The organism is Sphingomonas aquatilis, from assembly GCF_014196115.1.
In the GTDB taxonomy this organism is placed as follows: domain Bacteria; phylum Pseudomonadota; class Alphaproteobacteria; order Sphingomonadales; family Sphingomonadaceae; genus Sphingomonas; species Sphingomonas aquatilis.
In genome coordinates, this window is record NZ_JACIDB010000004.1 from 215,139 (window position 1) to 232,196 (window position 17,058).

The following is a 17,058-nucleotide window of genomic DNA, read 5'->3' on the forward strand; positions in this document are numbered from 1 at the left end:
AGAGCCACCCCATCACAACCGGACCCACCCCATGACCACCGCCACAGACTGGACCGGCCGCGTCGGCTGCACTTGGGCCGCCGAATGGCAGCGTACCGACCGTTCCTTCGCCAATTTGTCCCCGCATCTCGACGCCGCGATCCACAGCGCCGCCCCCACCGGCCCCTTCCACGCGATCGACATCGGTTGCGGCGCCGGCGCCACCAGTCTCGCGCTCGCCGACGCCCGCCCCGACGCCACCGTCACCGGCCTGGACCTGTCCGCCGACCTGATCCGCACGGCGCGCACCCGCGCCGGCGACCGTGGCACCGTCACCTTCCATCATGGTGACGCCATCGCGATGGCCCCGCAACTCCCACCCGCCGACCTCATCGTCTCGCGCCACGGCGTCATGTTCTTCGCCGATCCCGTCGCCGCCTTCGCCACGCTCCGCACCGCGGCCAGCCCCGACGCCCGCCTCGTCTTCTCCTGCTTCCGCGATCGCGGCGACAATGTCTGGGCGTCCGATCTGATCGAGCAGGTCACCGGCACCCGTCCACAACCCTCAGAAGGCTACGCCCCTGGACCCTTCGGGTTCGCCGACCGGAGCGTTACCGCCGCGATCCTGACCCAGGCGGGCTGGAGCGTCGACAGCGCCACCCGCATCGACTTCGCGTACGTCGCCGGGGCCGGCCCCGATCCGGTCGCCGATGCCGCCGATTTCTTCCACCACATCGGCCCGCTCGCCTCGGCGCTCAAGGACGCCGCCGATCCATCGCTCGACGATCGGCTCAAATCGGCATTGCAGCGTTATACAGCCGACGGCATCGTCGCGCTCCCGGCCTCCGCCTGGATTTGGCGCGCGACCGCAACAGGGGAACAGCCATGATCATCGTCCACCATCTCGAAAACAGCCGGTCGCAGCGCGTGCTGTGGATGCTCGAGGAATTGGGCCTGCCCTATCAGGTCAAGCGCTACGAGCGGAACAAGACGACGATGCTCGCGCCGCCCGAGCTGAAGCAGGTCCACCCCTTGGGCAAGTCGCCCGTCATCGAGGATACGGACGGCGGCCACGTCATCGCCGAAACCGGTGCGATCGTCGAATATCTGGTCGAGAAGGCGGACGGCCGTCTGGGCGCGCCCGCGCACCGCGACTCGGCGCTCCGCTACCGCTTCTGGCTGCATTATGCCGAGGGCTCGCTGATGCCGCCGCTGCTGCTGAAGCTCGTCCTCAGCAAGGTGCCGCTGATGGGCAAGCCCGCGATGAAGCGCATCCAGCCGATGATTGACGTCCATCTCGACTATGTCGAATCGGAGCTGAAGCAGCGTCCCTGGTTCGCCGGCGATGCGATGACCGCCGCCGACATCATGATGAGCTTCCCGTTGGAGGCGGCGCGCAGCCGCGCCGGCCTCGATACCGCTCGCCCGGCGACGATCGCCTGGCTGGAAAAGGTGCATGCCCGCCCGGCCTACCAGGCCGCGCTGGCGCAGGGCGGGCCCTACGCCTACGCCTGATCCCCGGTGCTTAGTGCCGGAAGCTGGTGGCCGGCGGCAGCGCCGGTCCCTCCGCCACCGCCGGGTCGATCTCGGCCGGCTCGCGCGGATCGAAGCCGCCCTCCCACTTGGCGACGACCGACGCCGCCACCGCATTGCCAATCACGTTGGTCGCGGTGCGGCCCATGTCGAGGAAATGGTCGATGGCCAGGATCAGCAGCAGCCCCGCCTCCGGAATGTCGAACACCGGCAGCACCGCGGCGATCACCACCAAGCTGGCCCGCGGCACGCCCGCAATGCCCTTGGACGAGATCATCAGGAACAGCAGCATCGCTACCTGCGTCCCCAGTGGCATGTCGATGCCATAGGCCTGGGCGATGAACAGCGACGCGAACGTCATGTAGATCATCGACCCGTCGAGGTTGAACGAATAGCCCAAGGGGAGAACGAAACTCGCGATCCGCGGCGGCACCCCGAACTTGTCGAGCGCCTCCAGCATCCGCGGATAGGCCGCTTCCGACGAGGCGGTGGTGAAGGCGACCAGCAGCGGCTCGCGAACGTAGCGGATCAGATCCTTGATCCGCGGTCCGATGACGAGGAACCCGACGCCGAGCAGCACCGCCCACAGGCACAGGAGCGCGAAATAGAAACTGCCCATGAAGAAGGCGAGCTGCCCGATCACCCCGGCACCGCGCTCGGCAAGCGTTGCGGTGACGGCGCAGAACACAGCTACCGGCGCGACGCGCATCACATAGTCGGTGATCCGCAGCATGACGGCGACGAGGCCGTCGACCGCCCGCACCAGCGGCGCGCCACGCTCGCCGACCGCGGTCAGCGCGACCCCGACGAAGATCGAAAAGACGACGATCTGCAGGATCTCGTTGGTCGCCATCGCCTCGATCATCGATGCGGGGACGATATGCGTGATGAACTTGTCGAGGCTGAATGCCGCGGTCGCAACCCCGGCATCGGTGCCGGCCGGCGGCAGCGCCAGGTTGATGCCGACGCCCGGATGGATCGCATTGACCAGCACGAGCCCAAGGCCGAGCGACACCAGGCTCGCGCCGATGAACCAGCCGATCGCCTTCGCCCCGACCCGCCCCAGCGCCGCGGTATCGCCCATCTGCGCAATGCCGCTGACCAGGGTCGCGAAGACGAGCGGCGCGATGATCATCTTGATCAGCCGCAGGAACACCGTCGTGCCGATGGTGAAATAGCCAGCGATCGCCTTCAGCCGCGCCGCGGCCTCCGGCGTGCCGTCGTCCAGCCAGCCGTTCAGAACCAGGCCGGTAACGATGCCGAGCAACAGGCCGATAACAATATACACAGTCAGCCGCTTGGCCATTCATTCCCTCCCGGATTCGCGCTTAAGGGAAGGGGATTGCGAGCGCCGGGTCAAGCGCCGTATCGTTTCGCGATGCCCTTCACCCCCTCGCGCCGCACGTTTCTCGCTGCGGCCGCCGCTACGCCGTTGCTCTCGTCGGCCATCCTCCGCGCCGCCGAACCCGACCTGTCCGCGCTCCGCGACATCACCACCGGCGCCCAGCCGATCGGTCCCGACGAGCGCGCCCGCCGCCTGGCCCGCGCTCAGGCGCTGATGGCGCAGAACGACATCGGCGCCGTCCTGATCGAGCCGGGATCGTCGATGATCTACTTCACCGGCGTGCGCTGGGGTCGCAGCGAGCGGCCGACGCTCGCCATCCTGCCCCGCGAAGGCCAGCCGCTGATCGTCACGCCCTTCTTTGAAGAACCCTCGGTGCGCCAGACGCTCGCCGTCCCCGCAGAAGTGCGCGTCTGGCAGGAAGACGGCAACGCGCTGGCCATCGTAGCCGGCTGGCTGAAAGAGCGCGGCCTCGCCAACGCGAAAATCGGCATTGAGGAAACCGTCCGCAGCTTCATCCCCGCCGACCTCGCCCGCTTCGCACCCGCCGCGCGGCACGTGAGCGCCAACCCGATCGTCCGCGGCTGTCGCATGGTGAAGACCCCGGCCGAACTCGCGCTGATGCAGACTGCGACCGACGTCACGCTGGCCGCCTATCGCTGGCTCGCCCCCCGCGTCGAAACCGGCATGACCGGTGCGGAGATCGGCGCACTGATGAACGCCGCGACGCGAAAGCTGGGCGGCGATCCAGAATTCGCGCTCGCGCTGATCGGCCCCGCCGCGGCACTGCCCCACGGCAGCCGCGAAATATATCGCGTCACGCCGGGCGAAATCCTGCTGATGGACTGCGGTTGCACCGTGCAGGGCTATCAGTCCGACGTCTCGCGCACCTGGGTGCCGAAGGGGGCGCCCAGTGCAGACCATCGCAAGGTCTGGGATCAGGTCGCCCGCGGCCAGCAGGTCGCCTTCGCCGCCGCGAAGCTCGGGGCCACCGCGGGCAGCGTCGACGACGCCGTCCGCCGCTATTACACCGGCCTCGGCTACGGCCCCGACTATAAGCTGCCCGGCCTGTCGCACCGCACCGGTCACGGCATCGGCATGGACGGCCACGAACCCGTCAATCTGGTCCGCGGCGAAACGACCCGCCTCGCACCCGGCATGTGCTTCTCCAACGAACCGGGCCTCTACCTCCCCGGGAAGTTCGGCGTCCGCCTGGAAGACTGCTTCCACATGACCACCGACGGCCCCTGCTGGTTCAGCACGCCGCCCCGTTCGATCGAACAGCCGTTCGGATGAAGCGGGCGCTGGCAGAGCAGGGTTTCACCCTATGGCCCGGACGGCTCGACGCTGCGGCGCTCGCCGAACTGGAGCGGCTGTTCGACGCCATGCCTGCCGATCGCCCGGGTTTGCGGATCGCACCGGGAGACGCGGCGCGACTGGGTGCCTGTCGGGCGATCCACGACGAAGTCCGGCGTTTGATCGGTTCCGCGGCGCGGCCGGTACGGGCGCTGATGTTCGACAAGCGCGACGCGAGCAATTGGGCGCTCGGCTGGCATCAGGATCGTACGATTGATGTTGCCGAGCGGGTCGATGTTCCCGGTTATGGTCCATGGACGGTAAAACAGGGGCGCTTGCATGTCGCGCCGCCGATCGCCGTGCTCGAGACGATGGTGACCGTACGCTTTCATCTCGATCCCGTCGGGTCTGACAATGCACCGCTCAATGTCGCCCCGGGATCACACCGGCTGGGGCTTGTCGCCGAAGACGCGATTCCCGACGTCGTTGCCCGATGCGGCACCGCGACGTGTCTCGCAGAGGCCGGCGAAGTCTGGTTCTACGCCACACCGATCCTGCACGCATCGGCGCGCAGCGCGCCAGGCCTTCGCCGCCGCGTCTTGCAGATGGACTTTGCCGCGATCGATCTACCCGGCGGTCTGCGCTGGGCCGCCGATGATGCTTGAGGGGAGGGGCGCTCTCGCCTAAGTCACGACGCCTATGATCTCGACCAACGATATTCGCCGCGGCTTCCTCGATTACTTCGCGTCGCAGGGCCACACCATCGTGCCATCCGCGCCGCTGGTGCCGCAGAACGACCCGACGTTGATGTTCGTCAACGCCGGCATGGTGCCGTTCAAGAACGTCTTCACCGGCCTCGAAACCCGGCCCTACGTCACGGCGACCAGCAGCCAGAAGTCGGTACGCGCCGGCGGCAAGCATAACGACCTCGACAATGTCGGCTACACCGCACGGCACCACACCTTCTTCGAAATGCTCGGCAATTTCTCGTTCGGCGACTATTTCAAGGAACAGGCGATCCACCACGCCTGGACGCTGCTGACGAGCGTCTGGGGCATTCCGGCCGAAAAGCTCACCGCCACCGTCTACCATACCGACGACGAGGCGTACGGCCTCTGGACGAAGTACCTGCCCGAAGAGCGGATCATCCGCATCGCCACCAAGGACAATTTCTGGGCGATGGGCGACAGCGGACCCTGTGGCCCGTGCTCGGAAATCTTCTACGATCACGGCGAACATATCTTCGGCGGCCCTCCGGGCAGCCCGGATGAGGACGGCGATCGGTTCGTCGAAATCTGGAACCTCGTGTTCATGCAATATGAGCAGGAGGCCAATGAGATCGTCGGCGAACTGCCCAAGAAGTCGATCGACACCGGCATGGGGCTGGAGCGGATCGCGGCGGTCCTTCAGGGCGTCCACGACAATTACGACACGGATACGTTCAAGGCGCTGATCGCCGCATCGACTTCGCTGACCGGCACCGACGCCGAGGGCGAGCGGCGCGCGTCGCATCGCGTCATCGCCGATCACCTGCGCTCGTCGGGCTTCCTCGTCGCCGACGGCGTGCTGCCGGCAAACGAAGGTCGTGGCTACGTGCTGCGCCGGATCATGCGCCGCGCGATGCGCCACGCGCATCTGCTCGGCGCGAAAGAGCCGTTGATGCACCGGCTGGTGCCGGCGCTCGTCGCCGAAATGGGTGCGGCCTACCCGGAACTGGTGCGCGCCCAGCCGCTGATCGAGGCGACCTTGCGCCAGGAGGAGACGCAGTTCCGCAAGACGCTCGACAAGGGGCTGAAGCTGCTCGACGAGGCGACCGCGGGCATGGGCGAGGGCGATACCCTCGCCGGTGAAACCGCGTTCAAGCTCTACGACACCTATGGCTTCCCCTATGACCTGACCGAGGACGCGCTGCGCACGCAGGGCCTGCACGTCGATCGCCGGGGCTTCGACGCCGCGATGGCGGAACAGAAGCGTGCGGCGCGGGCGGCATGGAAGGGCTCGGGCGCCAAGGCGTCGGACGATCTGTGGTTCGACATCGCCGAGGAAGCCGGGTCGACCGAATTCATCGGCTATTCGGCCGATATCGGCGAGGCGGAAGTCGTCGCGCTGGTCAAGGACGGCGCGCGCGTCGACACGGCGACTGCGGGCGACACCGTCGCGATCATCGTCAATCAGACGCCCTTTTATGGCGAGAGCGGCGGCCAAGTCGGCGACAGCGGTACGATCTCGACCGACGCGGGCCTGCGCGCCACCGTTAGCGAAACATCGAAGCAGTTGGGGCGGATCTTCGTCCACCATGCGGTGGTCGAGGCCGGGTCGATCACGGTCGGCGATGCGGTGAAGCTGCAGATCGACGTCGCCCGCCGCGCCGCGATCCGGGCCAACCATTCGGCGACGCATCTGCTGCACGAGGCGCTGCGCCAGCGTCTCGGCACGCATGTCGCGCAGAAGGGCTCGCTGGTCGCACCGGAGCGGTTGCGCTTCGACGTGTCGCATCCGGTCGCGATGACGCCGGCCGAACTCGCCGACGCCGAAGCCGCGGTCAACGCGCAGATCCGCGGCAACGGCACCGTCACCACGCGGCTGATGACCCCGGATGAGGCGATTGCCGAAGGCGCCATGGCGCTGTTCGGCGAGAAATATGGCGATGAAGTCCGTGTCGTGTCGATGGGCACCGAGGATGGCGGCAAGACCTATTCGATCGAGCTGTGCGGCGGCACCCATGTCAACGCGCTCGGCGACATCGGCCTGTTCAAGGTGGTGGGCGAGGGCGCGGTATCGTCCGGCGTCCGCCGGGTCGAGGCGCTGACCGGCGAGGCGGCGCGCGCCTATCTGGTCGGCCGCGACGAACGCCTGCGTGAGGCGGCGGCGACGCTCAAGACGACGCCAGACGAGGTGCCCGCCCGCGTTGCAGCCCTGCTCGACGAACGACGGCGGTTGGAGCGTGAGCTGTCCGAGGCGAAGAAGGCGCTCGCCATGGGCGGCGGTGCCGGTGGCCCGGCGGGGCCGGAGCAGGTCGGCGGCGTCGCATTCATCGGCCAGGTGCTGGACGGCTTCGATGCCAAGGGGCTGCGCGGTGCGGTCGACGAGGCCAAGCAGCGGCTCGGCGGGTCGGGCGTCGCGGTGATGGTCGCGGTGAACGATGGCCGCGCCTCGATCGCGGTCGGCGTGACCGACGATCTGGTCGGGCGCATCACTGCGGTCGACCTGCTGCGCAAGGCGGTGGCGGTGCTCGGCGGGCAGGGCGGCGGCGGCCGTCCCGACATGGCGCAGGGCGGTGGCCCCGATGGCGGCAAGGCTGCCGACGCGGTCGATGCGATCCGCGCGGCGCTGGCCGAGGCTCCGGTCGCAGCCTAGGCTTTCGGGACGGCGCCGGGCAGGCTCTGCTGGCGCCGTCCTGATCCTGATCAACTAGAAAAACCTATATCGTGCCGAGACTTAGGCGGCATCCGGCCGTTGATTGATCGTCCCCTTCAACGATCGAAAGACAGCACGCCATGACAGCCCAGTCGGACCGCCTGCGTGACCTCTTCATCGTCGGCCTGCGCAATGCGTACGCCGTGGAAAAGCAAGCGCTGTCGATTATGACGCCGCAGGTCAGCCGCATCGAACATTATCCCGAAGTCGCCGACCAACTCCGCCGCCACATTGAGGAAACCAACCAGCAGATTGCCCGGCTCGACGAACTGCTCGAAGGGTTCGACACCCGCGGTTCGCTGTTGAAGGAGGCGGCGCTTAGTCTGTCCGGCACCATGGCGGCGATCGCCCACGTTCCGGCGGGCGATGAAATCCTGAAGAACAGCTTCGCCAACTATGCCTTCGAACATTTCGAAATCGCGGCATACAAATCGCTGCTGACCCTCGCCGACGATGGCGGGTTCAGCTCTGCGACGAGCTTGCTGTCGCAATCGCTCGGCGAGGAAGAGCGGATGGCGGCATGGATCGACGACGCTTTGCCGACGATCACCCGCCGCTATGCCACCCTCTACGCCGAGGGCGGGTCGAGCGCCGCCAAGGTGTAAGCCGCCTTACGACCCCAGGAACGCAGCGGTTCGCGCCGCTGCGGCTTCCCAATGGACATTATGGGCGCTGAGCCACGCATCGTCGTAATAGGTGCAGCCGTACCGCTCGCCCCCGTCGCACAGCAATGTGACGACGCTGCCGGTGCGGCCCGCCGCCGCCATGTCGTCGATCAGCGTCATGCAGGCGATCAGGTTGGTGCCGGTGGACCCGCCGACCCTCCGCCCCAGCCGATCCGACAGCGCACGCATCGCGCCGATACTGTCCGCATCCTCGACCGCGATCATACGGTCGATCACGCTCGGCACGAAACTCGGCTCGACTCGGGGGCGGCCGATCCCTTCGATCCGCGAACCGCAGCCTTCGGGCAAGGCCGTTACCGTGGCATCCTCGAAATGGCGGTGGAAGACCGAATGCACCGGGTCTGCAACGCAAAGCTCGCTGTCATAGCGACAATAGCGAATGAAGCGCCCGATCGTCGCCGACGTGCCGCCGGTCCCAGCGCCACACACCACCCAGGACGGCACCGGATGCTCCTCCGCCGCCATCTGCGCGAAGATCGATTCGGCGATGTTGTTGTTGCCACGCCAGTCGGTCGCGCGCTCGGCATAGGTAAACTGGTCGATGAAATGCCCGCCGGTTTCCGCAGCGAGCCGATGCGATGCCTCGTAAATCGCACGTGGATCATCGACCGTATGAATTTCGCCGCCATGGAAGCGGATCGCGTCGAGCTTGGGCGCCGCGGTGCTGGCGGGCACCACCGCGATGAACCGCAGCCCCAGCATCCTTGCGAAATACGCCTCGCTCACCGCGGTCGAGCCCGAAGACGCCTCGATCACGCACGTATCGGGCCCGATCCACTCGTTGCACAAGGCGTAGAGGAATAGCGAGCGCGCCAGCCGGTGCTTCAGGCTGCCGGTCGGATGCGAGCTTTCGTCCTTCAGATACAGCGTGATGCCCGGAAAGCGCGGCAGGTCGACGCGGATCAGATGCGTGTCGGCGGATCGGTTGAAGTCCGCTTCGATCCGCCGCACCGCCTCGGCCAGCCAGGTTCGGTCGGTCCGCGTCCGCATCATTGCAGGCCGTGCCGCACCAGCATCGCGACCGGATCGGGGTCGCGACCACGGAACGCGCGGAAGCTGTCCGCCGCCGGCCGTGTCGCGCCGCGCGCCAGCACTTCCTCGCGGAACAGGTCGCCGGTCGCGCGGTCGACGAGGCCCGCCTCACGGAAGCGGTCGAAGCCGTCGGCAGCCAGCAGCTCTGCCCACAGATAGCTGTAATAGCCCGAGGCATAGCCGCCCGCGAAGATGTGGCTGAACGCATGCGGAAAGCGATTCCACGCCGGCGGGCGGATCACCGCCACCTCGTCGCGTACCGCCTCGATCACCTCGATCGGGTCGGACCCCATCGTGCCGAGGTGGAGCAGCAGATCGAACAAAGCGAATTCCACCTGGCGGACGATGAACAGCCCCGCCTGGAAATGCCGCGCCTTCACCATCCGATCGAACAGGTCCTGCGGCAGGCGCTCGCCGGTTGCTACATGGCCGGACATGCCGGTGAGGACATCGGCATCCCAGGCGAAATCTTCCATCAGCTGGCTGGGCAGCTCGATCGCGTCCCATTCGAACCCGTTGGTGCCCGCGATACTCGGCCGGTTCACCCGCGTGAACAGCAGGTGGAGGACGTGGCCCGTCTCGTGGAGCAAGGTGGTGACGTCATTGTGGCTCAGCAGCGCCGGCGACCCCTCACTCGCCGGCGGGAAGTTGCACACCAGATAGGCAACCGGATTGGCGATCGTATTGCCGTCGTGCAGCCGCGGCCGTGCCTCGCTCATCCAGGCGCCGCCCCGCTTGCCGGCGCGTGCGTGAAGGTCGAGGTACATTCCTGCCAGCACCGTGCCGCCCTCGTCGATGACGTCGAAATAGCGCGCGTCCGGGTGATAGAGCGACACGTCATGACGCTCGACCAGCGTGACGCCGAACAGCCGGGTCAGCAGCGCCTGCCACCCCGCCACGACGCGTTCGACCGGGAAATAGGCGCGCACCAATTGCTCGTCGACCGCGTAGCGCGACTGGCGCAACTTGTTCGAGGCGAAGCCGACGTCACAGGGCTGCAGATCGGCGATGCCCAACTCCGCGGCGGCAAATGCCCTCAACTCGGCCAAGTCGCGCTCCGCGGCCGGCTTGGCCCGGCGCGCCAGGTCGCGCAGGAAGGCGAGCACTTCGCCAGCGTTGGGTGCCATCTTGGTAGCGAGCGACCATTCAACGGGATCGGTAAAGCCCAAAAGCTTGGCGGCCTCATGCCGCAGCTCCAGGATGCGGGCGATGCGCGGCGAATTGTCAAACTTCCCGGCGTCCGGCCCCTGATCCGACGCACGCGTCGCCGACGCGCGATAGACCCGCGCGCGCAGATCGCGGTTCGTCGCGAAGGTCAGGATGGCGTTGACGCTGGGTTGCTGCAGCGTGACCAGCCAGCCGCCGAGCCCCTTGGCCTTCGCGGCGGCGGCAAACATCGTTTGGTCCGCGTCGGACACGCCATCGAGCAGCGCCGCATCGGTGACGTGCTCGCTCCAGCTTTCGGTCGCATCCAGCACCGCGCTGCCGAAGGCGTTGGACAGTGCCGACAATTCGACCGAGATATCGCGAAAGCGGTCGCGATCCCCAGCTTCCAGCGCCACGCCCGACAGGCGAAAATCGCGTACCGCATGCTCCACCGCGACACGATCGGCCACGGGCAGGGCGGCGAACTCGGGTGTGGTCGTCAGGCCGACGAGGATGTCGTAGAAGGCGCGGTCCTGCCCGACGGCGATGCTATGCTCGGTCAGCCGGCGCTGCGCTTCGGCATGCGCTGCGCGAATGTCGGGCGTGTCGGCAACGCCGTGCAGGTGCGAGACCGCGGACCAGATCGCGTCAATGCGCGTGTTCGCCCGCTCATAGGGGAGCCATACGGACGCGAAATCGATGGGCTTCGCCGCCTTGATCGCGGCAACCGTCGCGTGATGCTCCGCCAGCGCAACGTCCAGCGCCGGCGCGATCATCTCGGGCGTGATCTCGGCGAAACGGGGCAGCGCATCGGTATCGAGCAGCGGATTGGTCGTCGAAGTATCCATCGCGCCGATAAAGCCGCTCGCGCCACCAATCGCAAATCCGAATTGACGATAGGGCCATCAATCGTGCGAATGACGGGACGGCGGACCGGCGTTCAGGACACCGCTATCTCGAACGCCCCCACCGGCAGCCCGGCATCGTCGGTCAGGTTGGTGATCGCGCTGTCCCCCCATGCGTAGCGCACGCGCGTGACGGGCTTACCGTCGCCCGACAGCATGACGCCGTCGTTACCCACCGTGCCCGCGGCAAAGCGACACGTGCCCGGCCCAGCGCCACACAGTTCGAAGCCGATCGCCAGCGCGGCGCCACGCGCATGCAGCGCCCCGGTGACGCCAGTGAACCGCAACGCCACGCCGGTACCACTCGCGCGGGCCGTCGCGATGGAGGGCCCCGATGCGCCGATCGCGTCCTTGTGGACGATGGCGCGCATGACGCGGGCGAGCCGCTGGCCCACCGCATGCTTCTCGCCGGGGTGGATATCGAGCGGATCGCCGATATCGTGCGATACCGCGATGCCCGCACGTCCGTCGCGCTCGGCGACCAGGCGTTGCGCATTGCGCACCTCGCCCCAGCCGCTCTCGCTCGGCGCGGCGGGGACGGCGCCGTAGGACGACAACTGCACGACGCCCCATGCCGCCTGCGGGCTGCCCAGCCGCGTGCGCCAGTCGGCAAACAGGGCGGCGAGGCGTCGGTCGTATCCCGGAATGCCGGTATCCGATTCACCCTGATACCAGGCGATTCCCGCGACGTGCGGCTGCCCCAGCGGCGCGATCATCGCATTGTAGAGCGTGCCCGCACCGTTGATGTCGTCCCAAGGCACGCGCGGCGCCGCGCCGTGCAATCGCTTGGCGATCGCGTAACGCCAGCCGGAGCCCAGCGGAATGCTGCTGCCATCGGCAAAGGTGATCCGCATCGCCTCGGTCGGGCCGGTCATCCCGCCGAGCGCATAGACGTCGTCGTCATTGACGGTGATGACGTTGCGTCCCGTGGTCAGCGTTCCGGCGGGCAGGGCGTAGACCCGCATCTGCGATGCCAGGCTGCTGCCGCCAACTCCCTTGCCATTCACCCAGGTCCGATCCGCATCGTCGATCGCGCCCAGCGTCAGCGTCGCCGGGCCCCGCGCTTGCTCGGCCGAGACATCGATATCGCGGCTATACCAGAGCATGCCGTTATAATCGGCGAGTTCCGGCACACCCCAATGTTCGAAGTTGGTCATCGACGGCACCGGTCGCCAGTCGAGCCGCGCTTCCGGCTGCCAAGGCTCGTGTCCCGCGGCATCGCCCGATCCCTTCCGCCACCACGCCTCCCACGCAGCCATCGCGTGTGCATTGGCCGCGGCGGGATCGCGCGCGTACAGCGCCAGCAAGTTTGCGGCATCCGCCATGCCGGCACGGCGCAGCGCGGCGTCGCTCATCCACGCGCTGATCCGCGACCCGCCCCAGCTCGAATGGATCGCGCCGATCGGCACGTCGGCGGTGCGGCGGAGCGTCTGCACCATGTAATAGCAGGCGGCCGAGAAGCCGGGCACGCTCTCGGGTGTCGCCGCGACCCAGCGGGGCTGCTCGACAAAGCGGGCCAGAGGCGTCGCGGAAGACACCTTCGCTACGGTGAGCAGCCGCAGTCTGTCGTCGGCGGGGGCATGCGCGTCGGCGATCATGTCCTGCGCGCTCGAGACCGTCATCTCCATGTTGCTCTGCCCCGAACACAGGAACACATCGCCCACCAGCAGGTCGCGCACCACCGCAGCACCACTCGGAGCGGCAATGGTCAGGTCATGCGGGCCGCCGGCGGGAAGCGCGGGAAGCTGCGCGGCGAAGCGGCCGTTGCGGTCGGCGCGGGCGGTGACGCTATGCCCGGCGAGCGTCACCATCACCGTTTCGCCGGGGGCCGCATCGCCCGACAGGTCGACGGGTTGGCCGCGTTGGATCACACCATGGTCGGTCAGGACGCCATCGAGCCGGGGCGCGGCACCGGCCGCGGCACTCGTGGCGGTCAGGAGCAAGGCAAATAGCGGCTTCATGACAGGCCCTCTCAATAATCGGCGCTCGACGGTGACGCCTTTTCGGCAATGGTAACGCCATCATCGGAACGAGAAAAGGCTGCAGCCAGAAGAACAGGCGCCCGCTTCCCATCGGGCGAATCTTCTGACACACCTCATGCTAACGATATCACGATGGGAGAGGGCGCATGGATCGCCGCGATTTTCTGACGAAGGGCATGTTGGGCGGCGCGGCCGGTTTGGCGGCGAATGGCTTCGCGACGGTCGCGGGCGCCGATCCCATGAAGCCGGAAGACCTCAGCTTTCCCAAGGATTTCCTATGGGGCTGCGCCACGGCTTCCTATCAGATCGAAGGCGCAGTGGAGGAGGACGGCAGAGGGCAGACGAATTGGGACGTGTTCTCGCATACGCCGGGCAAGGTCGCCAATGGCGACACCGGCGATGTCGCCTGCGACAGCTATCACCGGTACAAGGACGACATCGGCCTCCTGAAGGCCCTCGGCGTAAAGGCCTATCGCCTGTCGCTCGCCTGGTCTCGCATCTTTCCCGACGGTCGTGGCAAGCCGAACCAGAAGGGCATCGACTATTACAACCGCGTGATCGACGGCCTGCTGGCGGCGGGCATCCAGCCCAACGTCACCCTGTTCCACTGGGATCTGCCGCAGGCGCTGCCCGGCGGTTGGCAGAACCGCGATACGGCCAAGGCCTTCGCCGATTATGCGGGCGTCATGGCGGGCAAGCTGTCCGACCGCGTCCACCGCTTCATGACGGTCAACGAGCTGCGCTGCTTTACCGACCTCGGCCATATGGTGGGTATCCACGCGCCGGGGCTGAAGCTGCCCCAGGGACAGGTCAATCAGGTCCGCCATCATGGCGTGCTCGCGCATGGCCTGGGGGTGCAGGCTATTCGCGCCAACGTGCGGGCCGGGACCGAGGTGGGCCTTGCCGACAACGCCAACATCTTCGTCCCCGTTATCGAGACGCCCGATCATATCGAGGCGGCGAAAAAGGCGCTGCGCGACGACAATGCCATGTTCCTGACCGCGATCATGGAGGGGGCCTATCCGGACAGCTATCTTAGCGCCGCCGGGGCCGACGCGCCCAAGGTGCAGGCAGGCGACATGGCGGCGATCGGTAGTCCGATCGATTTCGTCGCGCTCAACATTTATACGCCGACCTATGTGAAGGCCGATCCGTCAGCGCCCCGCGGTTACACGCCGCTGCTGCATCTGCCCTCGTCCCCGCGGATGGCATCGCCCTGGCTGTATGTGGGGCCGGAGGTCGCCTATTGGGGCGTGCGGGCGGTCAGCGAATTGTGGAAGCCCAAGGCGATCTATATCAGCGAAAACGGCTGTTCGGCGGACGATCCCGTCAACGCGAGCGGGCTGGTCGATGATTCCGACCGGATCATGTACCTTCGCAACTACCTGGGCCAGTTCCGCCGCGCCGCCGCCGAAGGCTATCCGCTCAAGGGCTATTTCCTCTGGAGCCTGATGGACAATTTCGAATGGGCGGATGGCTATAGCAAGCGCTTCGGCATCCACCACGTCGACTTCGCGACGCAGAAACGGACGCAGAAGCTGAGCGCTCTGTGGTACAAGGAACTGATCCGCCGCAACGCCTTGGTCTGACGCGTGCGCCGCCCGGTCACGTGCAGAGCGTGGCGGGCGGCAGCGGGGCATCGGCGGGGATGGGGACCCCCTTTGCCGCTGCGGCCGCTTCCAGCGTCGGGCTGGGGCCCGGCAAGGCCAGATCGGTGGCTGCCGCATAGAAGGGGTCCGCCTCCGCGCGTTGCAGTGTCGTGAAGGTGAAGCCCATCTCGCGATACTGCGCCAGCAGGCGCGGCATCATCCGTGCATCGAACGCCCCCAGATGCATCAGCAGGACATAGGGAATGTCGCGCCCCAGAGCGGCTTGCGACAAGGCCCGCGATCGGAGCGCTTGCGCGCGTGCGGCGGCGAGGAAGCTGGTTTCGAGGCTCGTGATGGCGGCGGCGTCGTTCTTCGCGACGCAGCGCGCATAGGCGTCGTTCCAGCCGTAATCGCCGAAGCTCATCGTCACCGCGGCAATGCGATAGCCCTTGGCCCGCAATCCTGCGCGGACCGCGCCGACCTGCGCCGCATCCTTGCCCTCGCTGAGGAAGGGATAGCGGAACCAGCGCCAGTCGCTGCCTTTGCCGGCCGCAGCCAGCGCCGGCTCGTCACGGGCAACGTCGGCGAGGAAGGCGGGGGCGGTCATCGTCGCCAGATTGCCGTGGCTCCAGCTGTGATTGCCGATCGGCAGCCCGGCACGCCGCCACGCCGCGACCACCTGGGGCGCGGTCGCATCGCTGGCGAAGCCGCCGTTGTAGAAGCCGAACGCCGGCGCGCGTTCGGCTTTCAGCGCCGCGATGATGCGCTGCGCGATGTGCAGGCGATCGTCCCCGATCGGCAACGGACCATGCGCAGGCAGGTCGTCGTAGGTCAGCGCGATCTGCGGCGACGGGGGCCGCGGCCCGACCGTGATCGGGGCGGCGGCGCCAAGGATGCGTCGCTCGGCGAAGAGCGAGAGGGGGATCGCCTGGGCCATCGCGCGATAGCCGGCTTCATTCGGATGAAGATGGTCGCCGGTATCATAAGCGGGTAGCAGCCGGTCCAGACGCGCCGGATCGCGGACCGCCGCGTCGAAATCGACCACCGCATCGAACGTGCCGGAGGTCCGGATGAAGCGGTTGATCGCCTGCCGATCCGCCTCGGTCTCGGGGCCGGCATGATAATTGGCGTTGCCGACCAGCGGCGTGATCGTGCCACCGATCAGCCGGATGCCATGCGCATGAGCCCGCGCCGCGAGTTGGCGGTACGCAGCGGTGATGGCGGCAACCATCGCGCGATGGGTCGCGGCATCCACGGGTCGGTCGCGGGTCAATGTGCCGAGATCGTTGACGCCTTCCAGCACGATCGCCGCGCGCACGTTGGGCCGGTCGATCACGTCCCGATCGAAGCGTGCGAGCAGATTTGGGCCGGCGCCATCGAGCAGCACCCGATTGCCGCCGATCCCGGCGTTGACGACCGACAGGCCCGCCGTGGCGCGGTTCGCGGATAGGCGGCGCGCAAATTCGTCGGGCCAGCGCGTGTTCGCATCATCACGCACGCCGCGGCCATCGGTGATCGAATCGCCGATCGCGACGATCGTCCCCGTCGTGTCGCCACCGCTGACCTCGACATCGGCAAGGCTCCACCAGCCGCCGATCGTCTGCGGGTCGGTCAATGTCGCCGCGGCGGTCTGGTCGCCGCGCGCGGCAAAGGTCGTCGCGCGGGCGCCGGGGTGGCCGGTGCGTGGGGCGGGCGCGTCGGGGAAGAACAGGCTGATCGTCAGATCGCCCCCCGCCTTTGTCGCAAGCGGCAGCGGATCCGAATAGACGTCGGCGCCCGCCGGGATGGTGACCGCAGGTGCTCCCGAGAAGGTCAGCCGCGCGTTGTCGCTTACGGTGGCACTGGCTGGCGCGCCCTTACCCAGCGCGGCGGCGTCGACCCGGAGCGGCGCGGCGCCGGCGCTGTTTGACAGCCGAACGCGCACCATCGTGCCACCGCCCGAAAGGTGGACGATCTGCCGCACCGTCACCGGCCCCAGCGCTGCCAGCTTGTCGGCTTCGGCCTGGGCGGCGACCATCTGTGCCGATCCCCAGGCGGGCACCCAGCGCGGCCCCTGCGCCCAACCCGTGGCCGCCATCCCGGCGAGCAGCAGCGTGCCGCCCGTCACCATCGTCGTCCGCCGCACCCGGCCCCGCCATGCCGCCCTCATCC

12 protein-coding genes are annotated in these 17,058 nt (G+C 67.6%); 7 read left to right on the top strand and 5 right to left on the bottom strand.

Annotation, left to right across the window (positions count from 1 at the left end; genetic code table 11):
* Positions 1 to 31: 31 nt before the first annotated feature.
* Together GGR47_RS11980 and GGR47_RS11985 are read left to right on the top strand one after the other, a co-directional pair.
* On the top strand, positions 32 to 868 hold the full coding sequence (locus tag GGR47_RS11980) for a class I SAM-dependent methyltransferase (protein ID WP_147036197.1): 837 nt from the start codon (positions 32 to 34) through the stop codon (positions 866 to 868).
* Entirely contained in the window at positions 865 to 1,494 is a 630-nt protein-coding gene (locus GGR47_RS11985; RefSeq protein WP_017978887.1) for a glutathione S-transferase family protein, read from the top strand. The genes GGR47_RS11980 and GGR47_RS11985 overlap by 4 nt, the downstream gene beginning before the upstream one ends.
* A gap of 10 nt (positions 1,495 to 1,504) precedes the next feature.
* Here the strand turns inward: GGR47_RS11985 and GGR47_RS11990 are convergent, their stop codons facing one another.
* A complete protein-coding gene (locus GGR47_RS11990) occupies positions 1,505 to 2,818 on the bottom strand; it encodes a dicarboxylate/amino acid:cation symporter (protein ID WP_147036198.1) in 1,314 nt (437 codons plus the stop codon).
* Positions 2,819 to 2,890: 72 nt separating this feature from the next.
* On the opposite strand from GGR47_RS11990, the gene GGR47_RS11995 reads away from it, so the two are divergent.
* The 4 genes from GGR47_RS11995 (at position 2,891) to GGR47_RS12010 (ending at position 8,172) form a co-directional block, all read left to right on the top strand.
* Positions 2,891 to 4,150 (top strand): M24 family metallopeptidase, encoded by a 1,260-nt coding sequence (locus GGR47_RS11995; protein WP_147036199.1) that lies wholly within the window; start codon positions 2,891 to 2,893, stop codon positions 4,148 to 4,150.
* Entirely contained in the window at positions 4,147 to 4,815 is a 669-nt protein-coding gene (locus GGR47_RS12000) for a phytanoyl-CoA dioxygenase family protein (RefSeq protein ID WP_147036200.1), read from the top strand. The genes GGR47_RS11995 and GGR47_RS12000 overlap by 4 nt, the downstream gene beginning before the upstream one ends.
* 34 nt (positions 4,816 to 4,849) lie before the next feature.
* Positions 4,850 to 7,507 carry an alanine--tRNA ligase gene (gene alaS / locus GGR47_RS12005; RefSeq protein ID WP_147036201.1) on the top strand — a complete coding sequence of 886 codons (2,658 nt, stop codon included), beginning with the start codon at positions 4,850 to 4,852 and terminating at the stop codon, positions 7,505 to 7,507.
* A 140-nt stretch (positions 7,508 to 7,647) separates the two neighbouring features.
* Positions 7,648 to 8,172, top strand: a complete 525-nt coding sequence (locus tag GGR47_RS12010; protein WP_147036202.1) for a ferritin-like domain-containing protein — start codon at positions 7,648 to 7,650, stop codon at positions 8,170 to 8,172.
* 6 nt (positions 8,173 to 8,178) lie between these two features.
* Here the strand turns inward: GGR47_RS12010 and GGR47_RS12015 are convergent, their stop codons facing one another.
* The 3 genes from GGR47_RS12015 to GGR47_RS12025 all read right to left on the bottom strand — a co-directional run bounded on the left by GGR47_RS12015 (position 8,179) and on the right by GGR47_RS12025 (position 13,297).
* Positions 8,179 to 9,246, bottom strand: coding sequence for a PLP-dependent cysteine synthase family protein (locus GGR47_RS12015; RefSeq protein WP_147036203.1), 1,068 nt, complete (start codon positions 9,244 to 9,246; stop codon positions 8,179 to 8,181).
* Positions 9,243 to 11,279 (bottom strand): M3 family metallopeptidase, encoded by a 2,037-nt coding sequence (locus GGR47_RS12020; RefSeq protein WP_147036204.1) that lies wholly within the window; start codon positions 11,277 to 11,279, stop codon positions 9,243 to 9,245. Before GGR47_RS12020 ends, GGR47_RS12015 begins: the two co-directional genes overlap by 4 nt.
* Before the next feature lie 92 nt (positions 11,280 to 11,371).
* Entirely contained in the window at positions 11,372 to 13,297 is a 1,926-nt protein-coding gene (locus GGR47_RS12025) for a sialate O-acetylesterase (protein ID WP_147036205.1), read from the bottom strand.
* Between the two features lie 167 nt (positions 13,298 to 13,464).
* Between GGR47_RS12025 and GGR47_RS12030 the strand changes: the two genes are divergently transcribed.
* A complete protein-coding gene (locus GGR47_RS12030; protein ID WP_147036206.1) occupies positions 13,465 to 14,907 on the top strand; it encodes a GH1 family beta-glucosidase in 1,443 nt (480 codons plus the stop codon).
* Positions 14,908 to 14,923: 16 nt separating this feature from the next.
* On the opposite strand, the gene GGR47_RS12035 is transcribed toward GGR47_RS12030, so the two are convergent.
* Positions 14,924 to 17,056 carry a GDSL-type esterase/lipase family protein gene (locus GGR47_RS12035; RefSeq protein ID WP_244305061.1) on the bottom strand — a complete coding sequence of 711 codons (2,133 nt, stop codon included), beginning with the start codon at positions 17,054 to 17,056 and terminating at the stop codon, positions 14,924 to 14,926.
* Positions 17,057 to 17,058 lie beyond the last annotated feature (2 nt).